Source organism: Ferrimonas sp. (assembly GCF_048263965.1).
Lineage (GTDB): Bacteria > Pseudomonadota > Gammaproteobacteria > Enterobacterales > Shewanellaceae > Ferrimonas.
Genome location: NZ_JBLXDO010000009.1, coordinates 42,815 through 66,077 on the forward strand (window position 1 = coordinate 42,815; position 23,263 = coordinate 66,077).

Genomic DNA, 23,263 nt, shown 5'->3' on the forward strand with positions numbered 1-23,263 from the left:
AAGAGCGCATCTGTCATTGGTAGATACAAAAATATATTTTAAAATAGGTACAGATGTTTTTTCGAGTCGTCTCCATGGCCCAATTTCGCTACCAACAACTGGCGTCTTTCCTCAACCAGCAGATCCAACAGGGGCTGTGGCAACCCGGAGAGCGCCTTCCCTCCATCCGCAGTCTGAGCCAGCAACATGGTCTGGCAAAGATCTCCGTACAGAAGGCGCTCCATACCCTGGAGGCGGCCGGTCTTATCGAAGCGCGATCACGCTCCGGCTATTTTGTGGCGCTGAGAAAGCCCGGCCCCAAGCCGGCGGCCAAACCGGCTGAAGCCGCACCCAGTGAAGTGAATGTGCCCCTGCTGTTCCAGGAGATCATGGCCCGCAGCGCCGCATTCGATCTTTGCCCCTGGGCGCCGGTTGAGGCGCCGGACCAGCATCTGTTGCTGCTAAATCGACATCTGAGCCGGGCCCTACGTCAACAACCCTCCCGTAAGGCAGCCTACTATGGCGATCCCGAAGGGCTGCCGGCCTTGAGGGAGCAACTGGCGGCCCGCTACCGAAGCAGAAACTGCGCACTGGGGGTGGAACAGATCGCCCTGACCTCCGGGTGTCAGAACAGCCTGTTTCTCGCGTTAATGGCCTGCTGTCAGCCCGGGGATACCGTGGCGGTCGAGAGCCCGGCTTTTTACGGGGTGTTACAGCTTTTGCAGCAACTGGGGCTGCGGGTGGTGGAGTTGCCGGCCAGCCCCGAAATTGGTATCCAGGCAGAGGATCTGGAGGCAGCCATCAAACGCTGGCAGGTCAAGGTGTGTGTGGTCACGCCCAGTTATGCCACCCCGACCGGGGCAGCCCTGCCCTCAGAGGAACAGAAGCGGCTGGTGGCCCTGACCCAAAGGTACCCTCTGACCATCATCGAAGATGACATCTATGGCGATCTGGGATTTCATCTTCAGGCCGAGCCGTTAAAGCGATTCGACACCCAGGGTAAGGTGATTCTGTGTGGTTCCTTCTCCAAATCGCTGTCACGGGATCTGAGGTTGGGGTGGATCAGCGGTGGACAGCTTCACAGCCGCATAGTCCAACTAAAGTTGATCAACCAGCTATCTGGCAGCCAGGCGGTCCAGGAAGGGTTAACCAGCTACCTGGCAGAAGGCCATTACAAACGTCACCTGATGGCCATGAGGCAAAAACTGGCCCGCAATCGTGATCAGTTGCTGGAAAGCTTGCAGCTCAGTTGGCAGGGAGATTACACCACCACCAAACCCGAAGGCGGCCTGGCATTGTGGTTACAGCTTCCTCCGGGCATAGACACCAAGACCGCTTACCGCCCTCTGCTGCAGCAAAAGATTGTCATCACCCCCGGTTCGTTGTTTTCCACCACAAATAGGTTTGATCACTGCCTGCGACTGAGCTTCTCCCAGCCGGTGACCGGGTTTCGCCGCCAGGCGATTTCAACCCTGGCCAAAACCCTGGTGGCCGGAGGGCGCCGCGGTTGATCCAGATCACTTAAAGCGCACATTCCGTGCACCAGATCGCCCCCGGGGAGTAAAATTTAAATGAGGAATAGCAGGGGCACCGGTGACGATACGCTCTGGTGTCCCAAGGAGTGAAAGGAGGACATTGTGAACCTGTTTCCCCGTGATTCATTGTTCGATTTCTGGCCTCTGATGGACCGCAGACGCTCCCAGGATGAGGAGCATTCCGCTGTTTCCATGGGACTGCCCAGAATTGACATCGTCGAAGAGGAGGACAAGTACCTGCTGAGTGCCGACCTTCCTGGTGTAAACAAGGAGGATCTCTCTATTACCCTGGCCAACGGTGTGCTGCGCATCGAGGCTCGTAGAAGCGAAGCGAGCGAAACCAAAGAGAAGCACTTTATCCGTAAAGAGCGCCATGAAGGGGTATTTGTACGCAACATTGAAGTTGGCGACAGCCTCAATGCCGAACAGATCCATGCCCATTTCGACAACGGTGTCCTTAAGCTGACGCTGCCTAAGGTCGAGCCCAAGGCGCCTGTGCAGGACCGGGTTGAGATCCATTGAGCCGATTCGACGCTGTCATAACAGGTCGTGAAGACCTGTACCCAAAAAGGGTCGCTTTTGCGGCCCTCTCTATTTTGTCTCCTCTCAAACTGCTGATATACTCGCCTGCGATATTGTTAGAGCAATGATTCTAATACGGAAATTCTATGATGATTGCTAATCGTTACAGGGGATTCACCCTGATTGAGCTCGTGGTCGTACTGGTGCTGTTGGCTACCCTTGCCGTCGTGGCACTGCCCCGTTTCCTGTCGCTCTCCTCAGAGGCCCACAGCGGTGTCTATCAAGGCGCGTTCGGTGCCTTTCGTTCCGGCATCAAGCTGTATCACAGCGCCTGGCTTTCCCACGGACAACAGGGGGCAGTCACTGACCTGAGCACCTTTGGTGACGGCAAGGTGGACAGTAATGAGCAGGGCTACCCGGCGGGTACCAACTTTAATGGGACGTTGAGTGGCGCGAACTGCGGAGAACTTTGGGAATCGCTTCTGGATAGCGACCTCAGCAGCCGTCCAGCATTGAACGGCTCTTTTGACGGTGACACCTCCAAGCCTATCAAGTACTGGTACGGTCCAGGCCTGTGTTATTACATCTATGTGGGGGAGAAGAATGAAGCCGGTGTCGACCTGCCCACCCTGACCTACACCCTGAGCACAGGTGAAACCAGTTTTCGCATGAGTCGCTACTCCAACGGCTAAGAGATATATCCCTTTAAATAACCCCACAGTTTTCAGGGGCTGGGCTAAGCTCTATGGAGTTTGCCCGGCTCAAGGAGACTGCCATGCGCGCCCTGTTTTTGGTTCCACTCTTGCTTGCCGCTCCCCTCGCCTTCTCCGAGGAGACCTGTGAGTCCTGTCACACCAAGATCTCTCCCGCCATCGTCGAGGACTGGAAGTCCAGTAAGCATCACGCCAATGACATCGGTTGCGATACCTGTCACGACGGCGATCATAAGAGTGCCGACGATGTAGACAATCTGGTGACCATTACCGCAGAGACCTGTGGCGCCTGCCACAGCGAACGTCTGGAAGAGTTCTCCAAGGGCAAACACGCCCTCTCCTGGGCCGCGGTGCAGGCAATGCCCACCACCCACGCCCTGCCCATGGCCCTGAATGAGGGGATGAAGGGCTGCACCGGCTGTCACAAATTGGGACTCAAGAGTGACGAAGAGATTGAGGCCCTGAAGCAGGCAGGCAGTAAGTTTGGCCACGCCTCCTGTGACGCCTGCCACACCAGGCACAGCTTCTCAGTGAAAGAGGCCAGGGAGCCCCAGGCCTGCCAGACCTGTCACATGGGGTTCGATCACCCCCAGTGGGAGATGTGGTCCTCCTCCAAGCACGGTGTCCGGTATCTGCTTGCACAGAACGGCACCTTGCCCAAGACCGCCAAGGCGCCCACCTGTCAAACCTGCCATATGGTGGACGGCAACCACGAAGTGAGAACCGCCTGGGGCTTTTTGGCCGTGCGCTTGCCGCTCTCCGAAGACCCACAGTGGAAGGCGGATCAGGTAACCCTGCTTCAGGCACTGGGCGTACTGGATATGGAGGGCAACCCCACCGCCAGGCTGGAGGTGATCAAGGCGGCCGATGTGGCTCGACTGGACAAGGCGTCCTTTGATGCCGAACGCAACAAGATGATCCAGGTCTGCAGTGACTGCCACTCGGAGAACTTTGCCAAGGCCGAACTGGAGAAAGCGGACAACCTCATCCGGGATCTGGACCACCTGATGGCAGAAGCGATAAGGGAGATTGCCGCACTCTACAAGGATGGCGTGCTGAAAAAGCCAGAGAGTTACGCCTACCCCTTCCCGGATCTGCTGACCTTCCATGATGCGCCGAGCAGCATCGAGCAGACCCTGTTTGAGATGCACCTGAAACACAGGATGCGTGCCTTCCAGGGGGCGTTCCACGCCAATCCCGATTACGCCCTGTGGTATGGCTGGAGCGAGATGGTTCGAGATCTGCAGGAGATCAAAGAGAAGGCGGAAGAGATGCGCCGCGCCCATACGGCACAGGCTAAACGCTGACCAAGATGAAAAAGGCGCCGCAAGGCGCCTTTTCTAATCGGGTCTCAAACGAAGATCAGTAGATCTCGTTACCGGTCTTTTCACCCTTCTGGTAGGCCTTGATGTTGCCCAGGGTGGTGTCGGCAATCTGGCTCAGGGCCAGGTCGGTGAAGTACCCCTGGTGGCCAGTCACCAGCACATTGGGGTAGCTCAGCAGCAAACCGAAGACATCATCGTGGATAACCTGTCCGGACAGATCCCGGAAGAAGAGGTCCCCTTCCAGTTCATATACGTCCAGCCCCAGGTAACCGAGACGACCGCTTTTCAGGGATTCGATGGCATCAGACGCGTTCACCAGGGCGCCCCGGGAGGTGTTGATCAGCATGACGCCCTCCTTCATCTTGTTGAAGGCATCGCGGTTGATCAGGTGGTGGCTGTCCTCGGTCAGAGGACAGTGCAGCGTGATGATGTCGCTTTGGGCGTAGAGGGTGTCCAGATCCACATAGGTGCCCAGCTTTTCCGCTTCCGGGTTCACATAGGGGTCGTGGCACAACAGCTTACAACCGAACCCACTCAGGGCTTTCATGGTGGCCAGGCCAATCTTACCGGTACCGATGACACCAACGGTCTTGCTGCCCAGGTTGAAGCCCAGCAACCCTTCCAGGTTAAAGTTGTGTTCACGAATACGGGAGTATGCCTTATGCAACTTGCGGTTCAGGCACAGCATCATGGCCACCGCATGTTCGGCCACGGACTCAGGAGAGTAGCCGGGTACCCGGCTCACCACGAAACCCCGGCGCTTGGCTTCTTCCAGATCAACGTTGTTGAATCCGGCGCAACGCAGGGCGATCATCTTGATGCCGGATTTGTCCAACTGCTCCAGTACGGAGGTATCCACGATGTCGTTGACGAAACAGGAGATGGCATCGTAACCCTCCACCAGCTTGGCAGTAGAAGCGGTCAGCTGAGTCTTGTAGTAATCCAGCTCAAAGCCATACTTCTCATTCGCAGCGTCCATGGAATGGCGATCGTAGGACTTGCTGCTGAACACGGCGATCCGTGCTTTGGTCATGGTGATTCTCCTCGCAGAAACATAAATACAGCTTAGTTGGGTTATGAACCGGACACGCCACTCCTTTTTGGGCAGGGAATAGCCGGTCAGCCCTTTCAGCGGGAATTTTGCTTGCCATGCTACCCTGCTCTCTTTAGTATTACGACCCGTTCAGTGCTGCCTGGTCAGTATTTGACTTATACACCTGTAGCTCAGTTGGTTAGAGCACCACCTTGACATGGTGGGGGTCGGTGGTTCGAGTCCACTCAGGTGTACCAATCCTGCGTCTGTAACTCAGTTGGTTAGAGTGTCACCTTGACATGGTGGAAGTCGGTGGTTCGAGTCCACTCAGACGCACCACATAAAAAAAGCCCGCCTCTTTGGCGGGCTTTTGCGTATATCCCCTGGTGACACAGGGGTGTCATCCTCTGTTGTCTACACTGTGCTCAACTCCGTTTATTCAAAGGATGGCCAAATGATTCAAAGGAATGCGCAGACTCTCTCCCTTTCAGGCAACGACAGCAAGCTCAAAAGACAGCAGTTAAAAGAGTATTTTGCCAACACCTGGCGCCTCTACGAAAAGCTGTTCGAAGTGATAGCTGACGACCAGGCCTACTACCTGAAAGCCGAGCCCCTGCGTCATCCGCTGATCTTCTACTTTGGCCATACCGCCACCTTTTTCATCAACAAGCTCAAGCTGGCCGGGATCATTGACTCGCGCATCAACCCGGAGTTTGAGTCCATGTTTGCCGTGGGCGTGGATGAGATGTCCTGGGACGATCTGGACGAAGCCAACTACCACTGGCCCTCAGTGGACCAGGTTCGGGACTACCGGGATTCGGTGTTTGCCCGGGTCAACCAGGTGATCGATACCATGCCGCTGTCCCTGCCCATTACCCAGGACCAGCCCGCCTGGGTGATTTTGATGGGGATAGAGCATGAACGCATCCATTTGGAAACCTCTTCGGTGATCATCCGCCAGTTACCCCTGGAGGAGGTCAGAAACCACCCGGACTGGCCCGGATGCCCCCACAGCGGCCCGGCTCCTGCCAACCAGTTGGTGGAGATTGATGGCGACCTGGTGACGCTGGGGCGCGATGACAGCCGGGATACCTATGGCTGGGACAATGAGTTCGGCGTTTTCCAGCACCAGGTCGACCACTTTCAGGTCTCCCAATACCTGGTGTCCAACCAGGAGTTTAAGGAGTTTGTTGATGCTGACGGATACAGTCGCGCGAAATTCTGGAGCGATGAGGGCCAGGCCTGGCTGGCTTACACCAGGGCCATGCACCCCAGATTCTGGCGCCGAGATGGGGATCGCTGGTACCAGCGTAACCTCACCGAAGAGATCCCGCTGCCGCTGAACTGGCCGGTGGAGGTAAACCAGTTGGAAGCAAAGGCCTTCTGCAATTGGAAAGCCGCCGCCACCCAGAGTCCGGTAAGACTGCCAACGGAATCCGAATGGCAGTTGCTTCGCCGTCGGGTTGAGGATAACAACCCCCATTGGCACGAAGTGCCCGGCAATCTGATGTTGGCGCACTGGGCCTCCTCCTGCCCGGTGGACCAATTCGATCATCAGGGGGTAAACGATGTGGTGGGTAACGTATGGCAGTGGACGGAAACCCCAATCAACGGTTTCTCCGGCTTCAGTGTTCACCCCCTGTATGACGACTTCTCCACCCCGACCTTCGATGGCAAGCACAACCTGATGAAAGGCGGCTCGTGGATCTCCACCGGCAACGAAGCCCTGGCAGACTCCAGATACGCATTCCGGCGCCACTTCTACCAGCATGCCGGCTTTCGATACCTGGTGTCACACCAGAAACTGGCGGACACCCGATACACCAATACCTATGAAACAGACGCCCTGGTCAGCCAGTATCTGGAGTTTCACTATGGTGCCGAGTATTTCGGCGTAAAGAACTTCCCCAAGCAACTGGTCAGCCTGCTTCGCCCCCACCTAGATCACACCCAAAAGGCATTGGACATCGGTTGTTCGGTGGGACGTGCCGCCTTTGAGCTGGCACGACATTTTGACCACGTCGATGGCATCGATTTCTCCGCCCGTTTCATTCAGCACGCCTACGAACTGCTCCAGCAAGGCGAAAAGCGTTTTGCGGTGCCGGTAGAGGGGGAGCTGGTGGAATACAGGACGGTGACACTGGCGGGCCTCGACCTCGAAGGACAAAGCCTCAGCCTCAATTTCGTTCAGGGCGATGCCTGTAACCTCAAGCCCCAGTTCAGCGGCTACGATCTGGTGTTGGCGTCCAATCTGTTGGATCGGCTGACTGAGCCCTCGCGTTTCCTGGATCTGATCGGCGATCGACTTAACCCGGGTGGACTGCTGGTGCTGGTGTCTCCCTATACCTGGCTGGAGGAGTTTACCCCCAGGGAAAACTGGTTTGGCGGCTTTAAAAAAGATGGAGAGAGTTACTCCACCCTGGACGCCCTGAAGGAGCGCCTCGGCAGCACTTTCGCCCTGATAGAGACTCATCAGGTGCCTTTCGTCATTCGGGAAACCTTGAGAAAACACCAACATACGATCTCCGAAATGACCCTGTGGCGTAAAAAGGAGTAAAAGGTCCAATTGGGGATTGCACCCACAACCACTTTTAGTGTGTAATCCCCGCCCTCCAAGATTTTTGCTGTACCTTGATGACGCTGCTGCAACGCTCCCACACAGGGAGGCTCCTGGCCACCCAACACTTGAGCCTTAATCTGACTCCCAAAGGCGTTGAGGTTAAGGAGGGACGCCGCAGTTTCCTGCTTCTCTGGTCCGACCTGGGCGCCCCGCCCTTTGAAGAGCCCGGTTGGCTGTTCACCAAGCTGACGCTGCCTTCAGAGCCTCCGCACACCCTGAGATGGTTACCCAAAGAGGGGGCGCCCCCATGGGCGGAGCAGGCCAGAGCTCACTGGTTAGGCTGGCAACGAGGCCAACTCAGTGCCATTGCCCGGGTTGCCTCGGAAGAGTTGCGACAAAAATACTTGTCCCATGGTCGCTGGCAACGATTGGTGACCCTCTCCAGGAGAGGAATCCAAGCAGGCTTGGGAAATCTGGCCCCCTCGGACCTGCCTCCAGAGCATCGCAAAAGTCTTAAACTGATTCGCAGCCTGTCTGAAGACTCGCCACAAACCCTGGCCAGGTTGCGGCAACATCAGCTGCAACAGCAACTTAAACGCCACAGGCAATTATTTGACACCCTGGCCGCGGCCCCTCTGACCAACGCCCAGAGACTGGCCTGCGTCACCCACGATGACGTGAACCTGGTTCTGGGCGCGGCTGGCACGGGTAAGAGTACCGTGTTGGCAGGACGCATCGCCTACCTGGCAGCCAGTGGCCTGGCCGCCCCGGAAGAGATGCTGGTGCTGGCGCACGATGCTGCGGATGTTGAGCGCCTGAAACGCCTGTTGACCAAGCACCTGGGAAAAGGCGCCGAGCGCATTACCGTCCTTCACTTCCAGGCTCTGGCCCTGCGCCTTGTCCATCGCCGAACTCAAACCGTCCCCAAGCTCAGCCCCCTATCCTCAGAGCCGGATCAACTCAGGAGCTGGCTGAAACAGCAGGTCACCGAACTGTTATCCCGTCCAGAGGGCCGGGAGCTGATCATCAGCCTGCTGATGAAAGATGCGGCCCTCAGTGGCGGCAAACCCGCAGTACAAAGGTATCGACAGCTGGTGCTGGCCGGTTTGGAGCCGGAGAAACGGCTTCTGTACTGGCAAAGCCTGGGCGCCTTTACCCGACTGCTTAATCTGCTGTGTGAGCTGTTGCCCGCCTACCGGCGTCATAAAGTCAGACTCTGGAGTCTGCAACACCCTGACCTGGTGCACTGGCAGCCTCTGCTGACGACCCTGATGGAGGCGTATCACCGAACCCTGCGCCTCGGGGGCGAGAGCGACCGCGACCAGTTGCTGGTCGATGCGGTCAGGCTGCTAAAACGTCCGAACACCCAGCTTCACTGGAAACACCTGATGGTGGATGATCTGCAACAGATCTCCCTAGCCCACGCTCAGCTGCTGCAGGCGATGAGGCCCAAATCGGACTCCCTGTTTGCTCTTGGGGACGACTGGCAGAGCTGCGGACGACGTCAGGGCGCGGAACTGAACCAGCTGCTGGAGTTTGGGACCCATTTCGGCCCCCACAGCAGAACGGTTCTGGATATGAGTTTCACCCTCAACAGTAATCTGAACCTGTTGGGCACCGCGTTCATCAGCCGAAATCCGGCTCAGCTCAGCAAACGGGTCACCAGCTTAATCATTCAGCCCTACTCCAGTGTCTCCATGGTGGATGACAGGTTGCCTCTCTCCGCGGTGGTTCGAAGTGTGGCCAGACGCGCCAAGCCTGGCTGGTCTCTGGCCCTGGTGGCTCCCGATAATGATCAGTTGCCCAGCCAAGAGGAGTTGACCGCCTTGCAGGAGTTGGTGCCGGATACGCCCTTACTCAGGTCCACCCTGGCCTGTTGCAAACACCTGAGTTGCCAGTGTGTGGTGATACTGGGTTTAGCCAAAGATACCTTTCCCCGGGACAGCAAACCCCATCCCGCCCTGGATGCCATGCTGCCAACAAGGGACCAGTTCCCCTTTGCCGAGGAGAGAAGACTGCTGTACCGGGCGATGACGCGGGCCAGCGAGCAGGTTTACCTGAGCGTCAATAGAGCTAACCCCAGCCCTTTTGCCAAAGAGATTCAGCACCTTCTAAGCGCCGTGACCAACAAGCAACCTCATGGACACACCTGACGCGCACTGTTAGTTTAAAGGTAAGAGAGTTTCCTCAGTTGGAGCGGTGATGGCCCCAGACTCCCTACCCCAGTTGCATCTGTTGCAGGCCGGTGAGCAGCTTATCGAGTGCACACCGACATCTCCGGTTAAAGGGGCCCAGCTGGCCTCTCTGGCCAATGCCGCCCGACTGTGGCCCGGTGTCCTCGATGCCCTCTACGCAGGCAACACTGTCAGCCTGTGGCTGGCCCTGGACGTCGATCTCGCCCAGTTGCGAACCAAACTGCAATCCCATTGGCAACAATCCACCCACTCCAGGCCTAAACCCCGCCTGCACACCCTCCCCGTTCACTATGATGGGGACGATCTGCAGCAGGTCGCCGACAGCTGCGGGCTCAGCTGCGATCAGGTGGTCGCCCTACACAGCAGCGCTCGCTATACAGTTGCCTGGCTTGGATTCCTCCCTGGCTTTGCCTACCTTGAAGGCCTGCCGCAAGCCCTGCATCTGCCCAGAAGAGACACGCCGAGAGTGCGGGTGCCGGCAGGCAGCCTGGCGATCGCCGGCGGTCAAAGCGCACTCTACCCGAGTGAATCCCCGGGGGGATGGCACCTCATCGGTCGCTGTGACCTTACCCTGTTTGATCCCTACTCAAGCTCGCCCAGCTTGCTTCAACCTGGCGATCTGGTGCGCTTCCACCCCGTAGGAGAATCATGAGCATAGTGATAGACGCCCTGGCCGGTCCGGTGACTCTGCAGGACCTGGGTCGTTTAGGGCACCGCCACCTGGGTGTCAGCTGGCAAGGCGCCATGGATCAGTTGGCTTATGAGTCCGCCAACTGGCTCTGTGGTAATCCATCCCCCCTGGCAGCGCTGGAAATCGGTCCGGGCAGTCTGACCCTGAGCTTCGAACGGGCGGGCTATTTTGCCTATTGCGGTATGGCTCACCGCGGACGGCTGCTCCGCAAGGGGGAGGAGTACCGATTGTTTGCGGGGTGGCGCTACCCCTTCGAGAATGGAGACACCCTGGTGCTGTCGCCCACTGGCGAGGGCGTCTATGGCTACCTGGCGCTGCGCGGAGGGGTCGACCTGCCCCCCCTGATGAACAGCTGCAGCACCGATCCGGACCTGGATCGCACCAAACTGCCCACCAGGCCGCTGCAACGGGGGGAGCGCTTGCCACTAGGGGACCAGGCTGCCCCCCTTCCAAGGGTTGAGGGGATAGCCCAGCATCCCCACAATACCCGGCTCAGGTATCTGCCAGCCCGGGAAGACCAGGCACCCTCAATGCACCTGGTGGTGTCTCGCTCCGTCAGTCGTATGGGAATAAGACTGAACGGCAACCAGCCATACCACTGTGCCCAGGAAGCCATCACCAAACCGGTGTTTCCCGGCGCCATTCAACTGCCGCCGGACGGCCAGCCCATAGTGCTGACCCGCGGCTGTCAAACCACAGGGGGCTACCCTGTCCTTGGCTATCTGCTGCAACCAGACCTGGATGACCTGGCCCAGGCGCCACCAGGCAGCGAAATCACTCTGTGCCCCTGCACCCTGGATCAAGCACAGCTGGCTCAGCGGCGCTACCAGGGTTACCGCTACCAGATCAAGCGAGGCCTCTATGGAACTGGATCTTAACGTCGACATCGGAGAGGGGTTTCCCTTTGACCAGCAGCTTCTGCAATGGGTCAGTTCAGCCAGTATCGCCTGTGGCGGACACGCGGGCAGCAAGGCCATCATGGAGCGGACAGTTGAGGCCTGCCTGGCCCGTGGCGTGCGCATCGGCGCCCACCCCGGCTATCCGGACCCTGACAACTTCGGTCGAAAGGCTCTGGCGATGGAGCCCGAGTTGCTGCTGGACAATCTCTGCGAGCAGTTGGCCCGGCTCGATGCCATCTGCCGACAGCGGGACGCTGAACTGGCGTACGTCAAGCCCCACGGGGCGCTCTATAACCAGGCGGTCAATGACCGCGCCCTGGCGACACTGATCTGTCAGGCGATCAAGAGCGTGGTGCCCCATGCTGCCCTGATGGGGTTGGCAGGGTCTCCCATGCTGTCTCTGGCTACAGAGGTTGAGCTGGCCGTCATCAGAGAGGGGTTTCTCGACCGACGCTACCTTCACGGAGGTGCCCTGGTGCCAAGGAGCGATCCTAATGCCCTTCTTGAAGGAACAGACGCGGTCAGGGACCAGCTTACCGGACTGGCACTGGAACAGAGAGTCGTGGGCCAGGACGGCAGCGAGCACAGCATACAGGTGGACAGCCTCTGCCTTCACGGCGACAGCCCAAACGCCCTGGAACGAGCCCGGTTTGTGCACAATCACCTGACAGAACTAGGTTTTTCTCTGCCACAATATTGATTTCGTCCATCTGTCGCCTTTATAGTCACATCATCGACTCTAGCCCGGCAGATTGGAATGGACAGAAGCAACATCAAGTGGGATCAGCAGCTGAGATTTCGACATATCGAGATCGTCGCCCTCTGGGAGGGAAGATTGACCACCCGCCATCTGTGCCAGACCTTTGGCATAGGCCGTCAGCAAGCCAGCAGAGACATCAATCATTACCTGAGTCTGGCGCCTACCGCGTTGAAGTACGACACCAGGCTAAAGGGGTACAAACCAAGCCCCTACTTCAAGCCCAGGTTCAGCCAGGGAGATTTCGCTGAATATCTGCAGCTGCTGATGCAACAGAAACAGCTGGAACAGAGCGGGTTCGAGCTGCTGGAGATCCGCAGTGCCGACACCGAGCTGGTGGTCCCCCCTCAACGTCAGGTAGACCCCGGGGTCGTGCGCCAACTGCTGACCGCGGCCCGCAGTGCGACCAGGGTTAAGCTGATGTACGCCTCCATCGCCACTGGTGCGATCAGCGAACGGGTGTTTGTCCCCCACACCCTGGTTCATGACGGCTATCGCTGGCACCTGAGGGGGTACTGTGAACAGCAGGAACGCTACCTGGATCTGGTGCTGAGCCGAATCCGGGGGCTGCCCAAACTGCTCTATCCCAGCGATCACACCCAGGAACAGGACAGTCACTGGAACCAGTGGGTCAAGGTCACTCTGATACCCAATCCCCAGTTCAGCGACGCTCAGAGGGAAGTGATCGCCATCGACTACGGCATGGACGGTGACCAGCTCACCCTGACCTGTCGCAGGGCCTTGATGGATTACCACCTGCGTCGATTGCAGATCTCCACCCCAATCCAGGGGTTTGACCCCGCCAGTCAGCTGTTGGTGGTCAGCGACACTGCCCGCTGTTAGCGAGCTCCAGTGCGGCGGTCAACTCAGGCACAAAGGTGAGCCTGCCGGGTATGGGCTCGACCCCTGCCCGGCTCAGGGTTTTCAGCGGCTGAAACTGAAGGTCACTGATCACCACCTTGGTGCCGAGCTGTTCGCACACCTCCAGCCAACGCTCTAAGGCAGACAAGCCGCCCGCATCCAATACCGGTACGCTGCTCATATAGAGGATCACCCCCTGAGCACCGGCGGTTTCCACGGCTATCTCAGCAAAGATACGGTCAGCGGCAGCGAAAAACAGTGGGCCATTCACCTTGAGTACCCGCCACCCGTCCGGTACCGCTTCGGGCAGCAGTCGGCTGTGGCCATCCAGATCCTTGAGTTTGGTCATCCTGGCCAACTCGCCCATAAACAGCAGACTGGCCATGACCATACCCGCGGCGATGGCGATAACCATGTCAAAAGCAACGGTCATCACCAGGCAAAGCAACAACACCAGCTGATCACCCAGGGGGGCGCGCCTGAGCAGACGCAGCGCCTTGGGGGCCTCACTCATGTTCCAGGCAACGGTCAGCAGCAGAGCCGCCATGGCCGCCATGGGGATCCAGGCCAGCAGATCGGCCAGCAATACCACAGACGCCAGCACCACCAAGGAGTGCACCACCGCGGATATGGGGCTCACCGCACCACTTTTGACATTGGCCGCAGAGCGGGCGATGGCGGCGGTGGCGGGAATGCCCCCGAACAGGGGTGCCACCAAATTACCCAGCCCCTGGCCCAGCAGTTCACTGTTAGCGCTGTGGCGGGTTGCAGTCATGCCGTCCACCACCATGGCACACAGCAGAGACTCAATGGCGCCTAACATGGCGATGGCAAAAGCCGAAGGCAGCAGATCCCCCAGCAGTGTCCAGCTGAGGCCTATGGGGTTACCATCCGCTCCAGGCTGTTGCCAGGGCCAGATCAGGCTCGGCAGATAGGGAGGGATCCCCTGCCCCACACCTCCTTCAGCCAGGGTGTATTGAAAACGGCTGCCCAGAGTATCAACCGCTATCCCCTGCTGCTGCAGCCACCATGCCACCACAGCCGCCAAAGCCAGCACTGGCAGGTGCGGCGGAAAGCGCAGGCCGAGCCTGGGCCACAGCAACAGCAGCCCCAGCGTTCCCAAGCCCAGCAAGGCGGTGGGCCAGTGGGTCTCAGCCACGGCACTCAGCAGCCACGCCCCTTGTGACAACGCACCGGGCAGATCCCCTGGCGCACTCAGGCCAAGAAGGTCTTTAAACTGCATCACCGCAATCACCAGGGCGATGCCCGAGGTGAAACCCAGGGTCACTGCCGGTGGCACATACTGCACCAGGCGTCCAAGCCTCAGTAGCGCCATGCTCACCAGGACCAGGCCAGAGAGCATGGTGGCCATCAATAGGCCTCCCAGGCCATATTGTTGAGCGATGGGTAACAGCAGTACCACGAAGGCTGCGGTAGGCCCGGAAACACTGAAGCGGCTGCCCCCGGTCAGGGCAATCAGGACACCGGCGATCATCGCCGTATACAGGCCATGTTGGGGAGCCACACCACTGGCGATGGCCAGTGCCATGGAGAGAGGCAGCGCAATGACACCGACGGTTAAGCCGGCGGTGACGTCCCGCATCAGCTGTGGACGACCATAGGCATCATTGAGACAGGAAGCACGGAGCGCATGCCCCAGTCTCAACGAGAAGAGGTGTGGACGATATTTCACTCAGGGAGTTCCAGTTGGCAGGAATCGACGGATTCCGGAAGGCCCATTAGTGTAATGGTTGAGACCAACCCCATTCTGGGAGGCTGATCTCGTTTTTTGGAGTTATGGGGCGGTGGTCACCCAGTTCAGGCCGGCAGGGGTTGACCGCTTCTGAGCTTGAGCTCGGACAGGGGGCGGGGCATGGCGATACCATAGCCCTGGCCATAGTTCACCCCAATCTCCGCCAGCAGCCCTATGGTGTGGGGGTTTTCCACACACTCGGCCACCGTGGCCATCCCCATGGCGGCGCTGATTTTCTGAATTGCCTCTACGAAAGCCCGATCCTGAGGATCCTCATCAATGTTCCGTACGAAGTTGCCATCGATCTTCAGGAAGTTCACCGGCAGCGCCTTAAGGTAGCCGAAAGAGGACATGCCGGAGCCAAAGTCATCCAGGGCGAAGTTCACCCCTTTTGACCTCAAGCGCTCGATAAACTCGCGGGCCTTGTGCAGGTTGGCGATGGCGGCGGTTTCGGTGATCTCGAAGCAAAGCTGGCTCGGCTGAATGGGGGAGTTGGCCAGCCTCAGGCACAGGTAGTCCACAAAGGCACTGTCCCCCACCGACTGACCGGACAGGTTGATGGAGCAGATGCCAAGGTCTGCCAGTACTTGCGGTCTGCGCTCGAGAAACTGCAGCGTGTGCTCCACCACGTACCTGTCCAACGCGGTCACCATATGAAAGCGCTCTGCCGCCGGCATAAAGGCGCCGGGAGGGATGCTTTCCCCCTTGGGCCCGACCATGCGCAACAGCACTTCGAAATTGGTTTTGCCGTTGGACTGACTGCCGATGGCGACCATGGGCTGATGATAAAGCTGGAACCGCCCCTGCTCCAGTGCGGTGTTGAGCTGAGCGGCCCACGACAGCTCCCCCTCTCTGGCGGTCGTCTGGGCATCGTCGCTGGTAAACAGGTGGATTCGGTTGCGTCCGAGATCCTTGGCGATGTAGCAGGCCAAATCCGCCTTGGCCAGGGTGGCGTTGTAGTCCCCCAGATCCGGGTGCAGCTCCGCCAGGCCGATGCTGCACCCCAGCTCGAAGATCTTGTCTTCGAGAACAAAGCGAAACTCTTTGACCGTAATGCGAATGCGCTCGGCCCTGGCCTGGGCCTCTGCCGAGTTGCAATGGGCCAGGAGGACACCAAACTCGTCGCCTCCCAGCCTCGCCAGGGTATCACCGGGGTGAATAACGCCTTGCAGCAGCGCAGCCAGCTCTGTCAGCAGTTTGTCGCCGGCCAGATGGCCACAAGTATCGTTAACCAGTTTGAACTGATCCAGGTCCAGGTAAATCAGGAAGTGCTGGCCATTCCCTGTCGCCGCCAGGCAACGCTTTTCAAACTCGGTGCGGTTGATGAGGCCGGTCAGGGGATCATGACACACCCGGTATTCCAGCTCCTCGGTCAGGCGATTGAGTTCGGTGACATCGTGGATCACCACCACGGCACCCTCCACCTCACCATTGACCAGGATGCAACTGGCACTGATGTTGAGGTAGAGCCGCTCCCCGCGTCTGCGGATACTGCCATAGAGTTGGCCACCGGGTTCGCCCAGGAGAACACGGGCAATAAGAGGTTGCAATGCGTGCTCCCCCTGAGACTGCTCCAGGGGCAACAGCTGGGGAAGGGGCGTCTGCTCAATGGTGCCGACACTGCCCTCAAGCAGGCGCCTGGCCGGTTCATTCAGGCTCTGAATTCGTCCCTTGCGGTCCAGGGTGATGACACCGTCGGCGATGGAGCTCAGGGTGATCTGGGAGTACTCCTTTTCCCGGAACAGGGCATCCCGGGCGCTTTTTGCCTCATCAAATCGCCTTGACAGGCTGAGGTTGGTTCTCTGCAGCACCCGAATGCCGAAGAAGAGCACACACCCCAGGGTAAAGCTGGCAACCAGCATCAATAGGCTTTCCCGGCTCAGGGAGTTATTTTTTGGCTGCAGATAGAGGCGGGTGCCATGTCCAGGCACCACCAGCTCTCGCCCGACCCCCTGGCCGTTGACCGGATTGTCCTGGCCATAGGAGATCGCCATCAGATAACGGCTCTTCAGTGCATCAGGCACCACCGCCTCTACCAGACGGTCAACGTCATACACTGCGGCGATAAGCCCATGAAACTCATTGCCCTTATAGACCGGATACCAGGTCTCGAAGGAATACTTGCCCTGAATGTTCTTAAACAACCTGGTGTGTGCCGGGCTGCGACTGTCCCTGGCCTGCAGGGCCGCTTCCAGAGGCGCATCCAGGCTGATGGTCAGTCCCAGGATCTGAGCATTGTCCTTTCGGGGAGTGACCTCCTCGATGACCAGATCCCGGCTAACCCAATTGAGGTTTAACAGTTCAGGGTGGTCCTGGACAAAACGGCCACCGCGCAGGGCAAACTGCAACAGGTCCAGCTGGTCACGGCGATACTCCTGACTGAGCAGGAACAGGTAGTTCTGATTATCCTGAACCCTCTCGTAAATCAGCTGGCGAAGGTGGTCCGCCGCTCTGACTGCCTGAAGCCGGTCATTACGATTTTCAATCTGATGGTATCCGATCACCGCGGCCACACTGACCGCAATCAGGGCTCCGGAAAGTGTGGCCGGGGCATGCCAGCTGTGTCTGTGACGCCAGATCATCGCCAACAAGCCGAACAGCAAGCCGAAACCGGCAAACAGAGAGAGCAATATGGTAAGCCCATCGGTAACCTCCCCGTTACTCTCCGCCTTCAGGGCCAACTGCCACTGGGCGTTGGGCAACTGAAGCACCTTGATCACCGCTTCAGGGGAACTGAACAGCAGACTGTCCCCCAGGCTCACCGCAGCGGGATCTTTCTGCAGGCTTCTTATGCCATAGTGCATCGCCCCCTCTTCGTCGGATAACCCCACCTGCGCGGCGATGGGATTCCAGTCCAGCACCACTATGGCTAGACCCCAAAGCTGGGTTTGTCCCTGATCCAGAAAAATGGGTAAACGGATTACCAGGCCCAATCCCCCCTGTCTCAGCAGGTAGGGACCGGCCAGAGTGGACTGATTGGCGTTAAGGGCGCGTTGGATTGGGCCTCGCCGCTGCGGGTCTTCCAGCAGATCGTGCCCCAAAGTCGCTTCATTGCCATAAAGGGGATAAACATGGGAGATCACCGAGCCGCGGGCCAACTGCACCGCGATCACATCCTGGTGATTGGCCATCAGATCCGCTGCGGCACGCTCGAACTGCTGTTGGGATATCTCGGGATTGGATCTAACCAGTTGGCCCACGGCGTCAAGCAGGTAGCGCTTGCCGTTGATTCGCTGTTGCAACTGCTCGGCCACCGCCTCCATCTTCTGCGCCTGCAGAGATTCCGCTTCGTCGGCACTGACCCAGAGAGAGAGGCTCAGCAGCAGCAACCCGGCGAGCCAGCGCATGGCAACAGGCACCAAGTGGGATTGGCGCTCCCCGAAACGGTGGGATATCGGCAACTGAGCATCCTTCATTCTTGTTATTCTGCCCATACACTACTAAAGGCGCATCCCAGCGACAATTTAAAACCGATCTGAATAAAAACTGAAAAGGGAATGTAATTATTTCTTTAGCTTGGTTGTGGTGATGCGGCGCTGCCACTTGTTGGCCAGGTCCTCATCGGCCATGATTTGTCTCACCAGATGTTCGATAAGTTGCTCCTTCTTCAGCCGCTTCAAATGACTGACCAGCCAGTTGGGCGCACGTTTCTCATGTTCCCAGGCCAGGGCAACGGCGACACAGTGTTTACAGAACTCGCTGTGCCCTGAAGCGGGACAGGAGCACTCCCCCTCCAGTGTCGATTCAGTGATGGTCAGAGTCACCGAATAGGGCTCCCGCCCCTCGACCAGAGCCACCACCTGATCGCCGCTGATGGTCAGGCTGCCCACCCTACCCTCATTGAAGTAATTGAGGCCACGGGTGGTACTGCGTTCCCCGGCCAATAGGGTCAATGTATTCAGGTCCATAAAACTCTCCCTTTTTCCGGAGCTTAATCCATAAAAGGCCAGAAAAGAATCACCACCCGGGGAGAAAATTGAATCCAGGTCAGGCTAAGGGTGACGCTTTTCACAACTTAAAGCCCCCACACTCAGTGGCGAAGCCCGGCGGAGGTAGTATGGTAAAAAGAGTTGACCAGGCGGAGAGCCCCATGGGTAATGCCAGACAATCACAGATTCAAGCCCTTATCGACCAGTTGGTGGTCGGCCTGCAGGAACGGGAGGAAACCCTTGCCGTGGCTCTGCTGGGCGCACTGACCGGACAGAACAGCTTCCTCTATGGTCCCCCGGGAACCGCCAAGAGTCTGATGGCCAGACGAATAGCCCAAGCCTTTGAGGGAGACGACTATTTCGAGTGCCTGATGAATCGCTTCAGCACCCCGGATGAGGTGTTCGGACCGGTCTCCCTGAAGGAGCTCAAGGAGGACAGATATCTGCGCCAGATCAACGGCTACCTGCCCACCGCCCGTTTCGCCTTCCTCGATGAGATCTGGAAATCCAGCCCGGCCATCCTCAACACCTTGCTGACTCTGATTAACGAGCGCCTGTTCAGAAACGGAGAGCACTCCTTACCGGTGCCGCTGATGGCACTGATGGCTGCGTCCAATGAGATCCCTCAGGATGACCAGGGGCTGGACGCGCTCTATGACCGCTTTCTTATCAGACTGAATGTCGGGCCGACCCGCCGTTGGGATAACTTTGAACACCTGTTGCAACAGCCACCGCTCAGCGCTCCCCTGGAGGTTGAGGGCCGCATCCCGCTGTCTCAGTGGCAAGACTGGCAGAACGAACTGACCCTGGTGACGCTGAGCCCCGGGACCTTGGCGGTGATCCGTCATCTAAGGCGCCAGTTGGAAGAACGCTCCGAGTCTCTGAGCCTCTATGTGTCAGATCGCCGCTGGCAGAGGGCAGCTTTACTGCTTAAGGCATCGGCGTTCTTCAACGATCGCAGTGAAACCAACCACAGCGATGCCCTGCTGCTTCGCCACTGTCTGTGGTCGGAGCCGGATCACCGGGAACAGGTGTATCAACTGGTGGAGCAGGCGGTGTTTGAGGTCGCCTGCGCCGAAGGGGAGGGCCTGGCGTCCCTCTACCTGGACATTGATCTCTGGCATGAGCAACTGCAGACCCTGCTGTTCCATCAGGAACCCATCTTTGACACCGTGGAATTCTACCCCCAGCAGTATTTCTTTGGTGGCGAAGAGGAGCGGCGTCAGAAAGATCGCAACCGCTTCTTCTATGTGAAGGCGATGGCCACCTATGAGCATGGCCTGTCACGCAAGGAGCCGGTCTACCTGGACTTTTATGTGCACCAGGAGCAGATGAATACCCGCCGTCCCTTCCACCCCATGGATACCCTGGGCAAGGAGATGGAACTGGTACGGTGCCAGTTCGATGAACACGGCACCATGTCCATTCGTTACAACGATAATGGCAACTTCGACTCCAATGCCTGGGTGGTCAACAGCTTTAAGCCCGGCATTCGCCACCACAGGGGGGATCGCCGCGACAAGATAAACCGCGGCGACGTGGACAGAGTCACCGCCAAAGTTGAACAGGCTCTGCAGCGCCTGGAGCAATCACGTACCCTGGCCGAACAGGAGCTGGAACAGTATCAAAGCTGCTGCGACACCCCCTTCGTGCCAACCGCCCAGGTAAACAACGCCATGGAGGGGCGACTGGCACAGATCGCGGATATGGAGCTTCACGCACTGAAATGCAGCCAGATCCTGGCCCTGGAGCAGGCGTGACCCTGCAGAGCGAGCTGACTGAGTCGCTGTATCAGAGCTACGGTGATGTCCTGTGCGCCTCCCCCACCCTCAATGCCAGGCTGCAACAGACCCTGGACAAGCTGGAGTTGGAAGCGGAGCGGATACTCGAGGAGGAGAATCCCTACCGGCCCCACAGGGCAAACCTGGATGCCGCCATTCAGTCGCTGGCCGTTCAGGGAGAAAACCGCCAGGCGATGAAAGAGGAGTGGCTCCAGTTCCAGTCACTGCTTCACCAGGAGGGGGTGCCGGACAACGGTCGCTTCTGGCAGGGCCAGATGCAACTGGCAACCACCCGGCGGGAAGGGGTCACCCTGGTTCGAAAATTGATGCAGATGGAGTGGCGAAAGCAACTGGAGCGGCTGGAGGCCAGCTGGCAGATCCAGCGTCTTAGCGGTTTCCGCCAGGATATGCTGGAGCAGCTAAAAGCCTGGCTGAAGATGATCAGCGAGTTGAGTCGCCATTTCGAGCCTCTGGGTCTGGATCCGGGTCGACTGGTGGACTTCTCTGCGGTCCAGCAGGGGCACACGGATATTGAACAGCTGAAACGCTGGGCTGACTACCTGGGGGAGAACCCCCAGGTGATGGACCTGTGTCAACGCATCGGCAAGATGCGCCAGCCCAGCTTCGGTGAACGGCTGGAGCCGATAAAGGTAAAACGTAAGCTGCCCAGGCTGATGGACAATGCCCCTGCCCCCGAATCCATCAGCGGCATACGCAGTGGTCGCGACATCCCCCTCACTCTGCCCTGTGAACTGTCGCTGGTCGGGGAGGAGATGGCCGATACCCTGTTTAACTTGCGTTACCTGGAGTCTCAGCTGGCCTGCTTCGATCGCCGGGGCTGGGAGCGGGAGTACGTCACCTGCGAGGTGTGGGAGCAACATGCGGTCCGATTTAAGGAGAACAATGGACCGATGATCCTCTGTGTGGACACCAGCCTCTCCATGGAGGGGGCTCCGGAACAGGTTGCCAAGGCGGTCAGCCTCTACCTGGCTCTGACCGCCCAGACGGCTCAGCGCCCCTGCTACCTGATTAACTTCTCCACCGAGGTGGCCACCTTGAACCTTTCCAGTGGAGACGCCCTGCCCGCCCTGCTCGGATTTTTGGGACAATCTTTCTACGGCGGAACCGATGTGGTGCCGGCGCTGGAGTCGGCGTTAGACTTGATGGAGGAGAACGCCTTCAGGCTGGCGGATCTGGTGATGCTGTCTGACTTTGTGATGGCCAATCTTCCCAGCGAGCAGGAGATGGCCATGTGCACCATGCGAGAGCGTGGCAATCGCTTCTATGCTGTGGTGATTGGCGAGATCGTTGGCAACGATCGCTACCAGTCCCTGTTTGACTGCCAGTGGCACTATGACGGCGAGAGTGGCGCCATTACCGAACGGCTCAGAGACCCGGATGCAGACACCCGGATCTCCGCAGAGGCGGCGATATTGTCCCAAGGGATTCAGGGCTCTGCCTGAGCCCTGCTATTTAATTTCGCTTTCTGGTACCATCAGCGGCAAATTTTTCAGGGGGTAACCCCAAACAGGATTAGATGATGACCGATACCCAAAATCTGGCGCCCGAGCTTCAGCAGATTGCCGACTTCTACAACCTGGAGAACGAGGCCTACGATGGCCTGCGCTCCATCTACGAGGCGGTTGAGCAACCCCTGCGTCACGACTTTGAGCGTCTGCCCGCCAGCGCCCAGAACATTCTGGGTAACTTTGAGCGCCTGCACGCCTCTGTCACCTACAACCTGCTCGGTGCCACCGCAGAGACCCTGCGCCTGACCCAGGACGCCGACATTTCCGAAGAGCAGCGCGCTTCCCACCTGGAAAGTGTGCTGGCCCGCGGCATCAAGCTGATGTTGAAGAACATCAAAGCTGCCCGACGCAACCCCGTACTGAAACGTCAGCTCAATGAGCCCTTCGAAGGCTAAGGAGAGAGTATGATCAAGATGAACACCACCCCGGAGTCCGTTAAGGCCTTTGTTGCCGCCACCTTTGAAAACCGAGGATTCTGGGGCCTGAGCCTGGGTGATGAGTGGGTTATCTGCGACTCTTCCCAGTTTGAAGAGAGCGACGTACTACCGCTGTGGTCTACCGAAGAGGGGGCCAAGGCGCACTGTGTGGATGACTGGTCCCAGTATCAGGCCAGCTTTATTCCTCTGGAAGACTTCTTTGAGTTTTGGCTCAATGACCTCAATGAGGACAATGTTCTGGTTGGCTGCGACTGGCCTGTGGATGGCGATGCTCCTGAGCTGGACGCCATGGAGCTGGCCAAGCTCTACGAGGCCTGATAAAGACGCTGTAATGAAAAGAGGGCCACAGGCCCTCTTTTTTTACGCTTCTTTTACGGTTAGCTCCGTGGCCATCTGTTCCAGGGCTCTGACCACCTCGACACTGGCAGATTCCATCTGAGACAGCGCCGATACATAGGCCTGATGATCCCCGGACCTGGCCTTTTCGACCGCTTCGATGCCAGTTTGGTGCACCCTTTGATGAGGCAGGTCCACACGGTCGAAGCCAGCCAGGTTTCGATACTGGCTCTGCTGACCGACATCTGCGTACCATAAGCCAAACCGACAGTTCTTATGGTTACACGGAGTCTCATCGAGTCGGCCGTTAACCACCTGCTCATAGACGCCATGCTTCCACACCGCGTGATCCAGCTTGACGGTATCCAGGAAGGTGGTGGTGGAGACATTGCCGATCACCCGCTTCATATGGGCCGCCTGATTCATCA

Annotated in this window: 19 protein-coding genes and 2 tRNA genes; 16 read left to right on the forward strand and 5 right to left on the reverse strand. The window is 58.3% G+C overall.

Annotated features, from left to right (window positions below; translation table 11 throughout):
- Positions 1-53 precede the first annotated feature (53 nt).
- From ACN0RV_RS09990 to ACN0RV_RS10005, 4 genes are all read left to right on the forward strand, one after another.
- A complete protein-coding gene (locus tag ACN0RV_RS09990) occupies positions 54-1,490 on the forward strand; it encodes a PLP-dependent aminotransferase family protein (protein WP_417347464.1) in 1,437 nt (478 codons plus the stop codon).
- A gap of 126 nt (positions 1,491-1,616) precedes the next feature.
- Complete coding sequence (locus ACN0RV_RS09995; RefSeq protein WP_417347465.1) at positions 1,617-2,036, forward strand: Hsp20/alpha crystallin family protein; 420 nt, start codon at positions 1,617-1,619, stop codon at positions 2,034-2,036.
- Positions 2,037-2,182: 146 nt separating this feature from the next.
- The gene (locus ACN0RV_RS10000; protein WP_417347466.1) at positions 2,183-2,728 is read left to right on the forward strand and encodes a prepilin-type N-terminal cleavage/methylation domain-containing protein; all 546 of its coding nucleotides are present in this window, start codon (positions 2,183-2,185) and stop codon (positions 2,726-2,728) included.
- Positions 2,729-2,811: 83 nt separating this feature from the next.
- A complete protein-coding gene (locus ACN0RV_RS10005; RefSeq protein ID WP_417347467.1) occupies positions 2,812-4,056 on the forward strand; it encodes a multiheme c-type cytochrome in 1,245 nt (414 codons plus the stop codon).
- Between the two features lie 55 nt (positions 4,057-4,111).
- Here ACN0RV_RS10005 and ACN0RV_RS10010 read toward each other — a convergent pair whose 3' ends face one another.
- Entirely contained in the window at positions 4,112-5,107 is a 996-nt protein-coding gene (locus ACN0RV_RS10010) for a 2-hydroxyacid dehydrogenase (protein ID WP_417347468.1), read from the reverse strand.
- A 180-nt stretch (positions 5,108-5,287) separates the two neighbouring features.
- On the opposite strand from ACN0RV_RS10010, the gene ACN0RV_RS10015 reads away from it, so the two are divergent.
- The 8 genes from ACN0RV_RS10015 to ACN0RV_RS10050 all read left to right on the forward strand — a co-directional run bounded on the left by ACN0RV_RS10015 (position 5,288) and on the right by ACN0RV_RS10050 (position 13,052).
- Positions 5,288-5,364 (forward strand) — tRNA-Val (locus ACN0RV_RS10015).
- Between the two features lie 5 nt (positions 5,365-5,369).
- Positions 5,370-5,446, forward strand: a tRNA-Val gene (locus tag ACN0RV_RS10020).
- Positions 5,447-5,561: 115 nt separating this feature from the next.
- Positions 5,562-7,664: a 5-histidylcysteine sulfoxide synthase gene (ovoA, locus tag ACN0RV_RS10025; RefSeq protein ID WP_417347469.1), complete on the forward strand. Its 2,103-nt coding sequence runs from the start codon at positions 5,562-5,564 to the stop codon at positions 7,662-7,664.
- A 77-nt stretch (positions 7,665-7,741) separates the two neighbouring features.
- Positions 7,742-9,820 carry a UvrD-helicase domain-containing protein gene (locus ACN0RV_RS10030; protein ID WP_417347470.1) on the forward strand — a complete coding sequence of 693 codons (2,079 nt, stop codon included), beginning with the start codon at positions 7,742-7,744 and terminating at the stop codon, positions 9,818-9,820.
- Positions 9,821-9,869: 49 nt separating this feature from the next.
- Positions 9,870-10,514 carry a 5-oxoprolinase subunit PxpB gene (pxpB, locus tag ACN0RV_RS10035; protein ID WP_417347471.1) on the forward strand — a complete coding sequence of 215 codons (645 nt, stop codon included), beginning with the start codon at positions 9,870-9,872 and terminating at the stop codon, positions 10,512-10,514.
- The gene (locus tag ACN0RV_RS10040) at positions 10,511-11,431 is read left to right on the forward strand and encodes a biotin-dependent carboxyltransferase family protein (protein ID WP_417347472.1); all 921 of its coding nucleotides are present in this window, start codon (positions 10,511-10,513) and stop codon (positions 11,429-11,431) included. Before pxpB ends, ACN0RV_RS10040 begins: the two co-directional genes overlap by 4 nt.
- A complete protein-coding gene (locus tag ACN0RV_RS10045; protein ID WP_417347473.1) occupies positions 11,415-12,152 on the forward strand; it encodes a 5-oxoprolinase subunit PxpA in 738 nt (245 codons plus the stop codon). The genes ACN0RV_RS10040 and ACN0RV_RS10045 overlap by 17 nt, the downstream gene beginning before the upstream one ends.
- Before the next feature lie 57 nt (positions 12,153-12,209).
- Entirely contained in the window at positions 12,210-13,052 is an 843-nt protein-coding gene (locus ACN0RV_RS10050) for a WYL domain-containing protein (protein ID WP_417347474.1), read from the forward strand.
- Here the strand turns inward: ACN0RV_RS10050 and dauA are convergent.
- The 3 genes from dauA to ACN0RV_RS10065 all read right to left on the reverse strand — a co-directional run bounded on the left by dauA (position 13,030) and on the right by ACN0RV_RS10065 (position 18,731).
- The gene (gene dauA, locus ACN0RV_RS10055) at positions 13,030-14,763 is read right to left on the reverse strand and encodes a C4-dicarboxylic acid transporter DauA (RefSeq protein WP_417347475.1); all 1,734 of its coding nucleotides are present in this window, start codon (positions 14,761-14,763) and stop codon (positions 13,030-13,032) included. The genes ACN0RV_RS10050 and dauA overlap by 23 nt on opposite strands.
- A gap of 125 nt (positions 14,764-14,888) precedes the next feature.
- Entirely contained in the window at positions 14,889-18,224 is a 3,336-nt protein-coding gene (locus ACN0RV_RS10060; RefSeq protein ID WP_417347476.1) for an EAL domain-containing protein, read from the reverse strand.
- Between the two features lie 102 nt (positions 18,225-18,326).
- Positions 18,327-18,731, reverse strand: a complete 405-nt coding sequence (locus ACN0RV_RS10065) for an SWIM zinc finger family protein (RefSeq protein ID WP_417347477.1) — start codon at positions 18,729-18,731, stop codon at positions 18,327-18,329.
- Between the two features lie 149 nt (positions 18,732-18,880).
- Between ACN0RV_RS10065 and ACN0RV_RS10070 the strand changes: the two genes are divergently transcribed.
- The 4 genes from ACN0RV_RS10070 to ACN0RV_RS10085 all read left to right on the forward strand — a co-directional run bounded on the left by ACN0RV_RS10070 (position 18,881) and on the right by ACN0RV_RS10085 (position 22,817).
- Positions 18,881-20,512 (forward strand): AAA family ATPase, encoded by a 1,632-nt coding sequence (locus ACN0RV_RS10070; RefSeq protein ID WP_417347478.1) that lies wholly within the window; start codon positions 18,881-18,883, stop codon positions 20,510-20,512.
- Complete coding sequence (locus ACN0RV_RS10075) at positions 20,509-21,996, forward strand: VWA domain-containing protein (RefSeq protein ID WP_417347479.1); 1,488 nt, start codon at positions 20,509-20,511, stop codon at positions 21,994-21,996. The genes ACN0RV_RS10070 and ACN0RV_RS10075 overlap by 4 nt, the downstream gene beginning before the upstream one ends.
- 77 nt (positions 21,997-22,073) lie before the next feature.
- Positions 22,074-22,457 (forward strand): DUF3069 domain-containing protein, encoded by a 384-nt coding sequence (locus tag ACN0RV_RS10080; protein ID WP_417347480.1) that lies wholly within the window; start codon positions 22,074-22,076, stop codon positions 22,455-22,457.
- 9 nt (positions 22,458-22,466) lie between these two features.
- Complete coding sequence (locus tag ACN0RV_RS10085; RefSeq protein ID WP_286342805.1) at positions 22,467-22,817, forward strand: DUF2750 domain-containing protein; 351 nt, start codon at positions 22,467-22,469, stop codon at positions 22,815-22,817.
- A 42-nt stretch (positions 22,818-22,859) separates the two neighbouring features.
- Here ACN0RV_RS10085 and ACN0RV_RS10090 read toward each other — a convergent pair whose 3' ends face one another.
- Entirely contained in the window at positions 22,860-23,261 is a 402-nt protein-coding gene (locus tag ACN0RV_RS10090) for a CZB domain-containing protein (protein ID WP_417347552.1), read from the reverse strand.
- Positions 23,262-23,263: the final 2 nt, after the last annotated feature.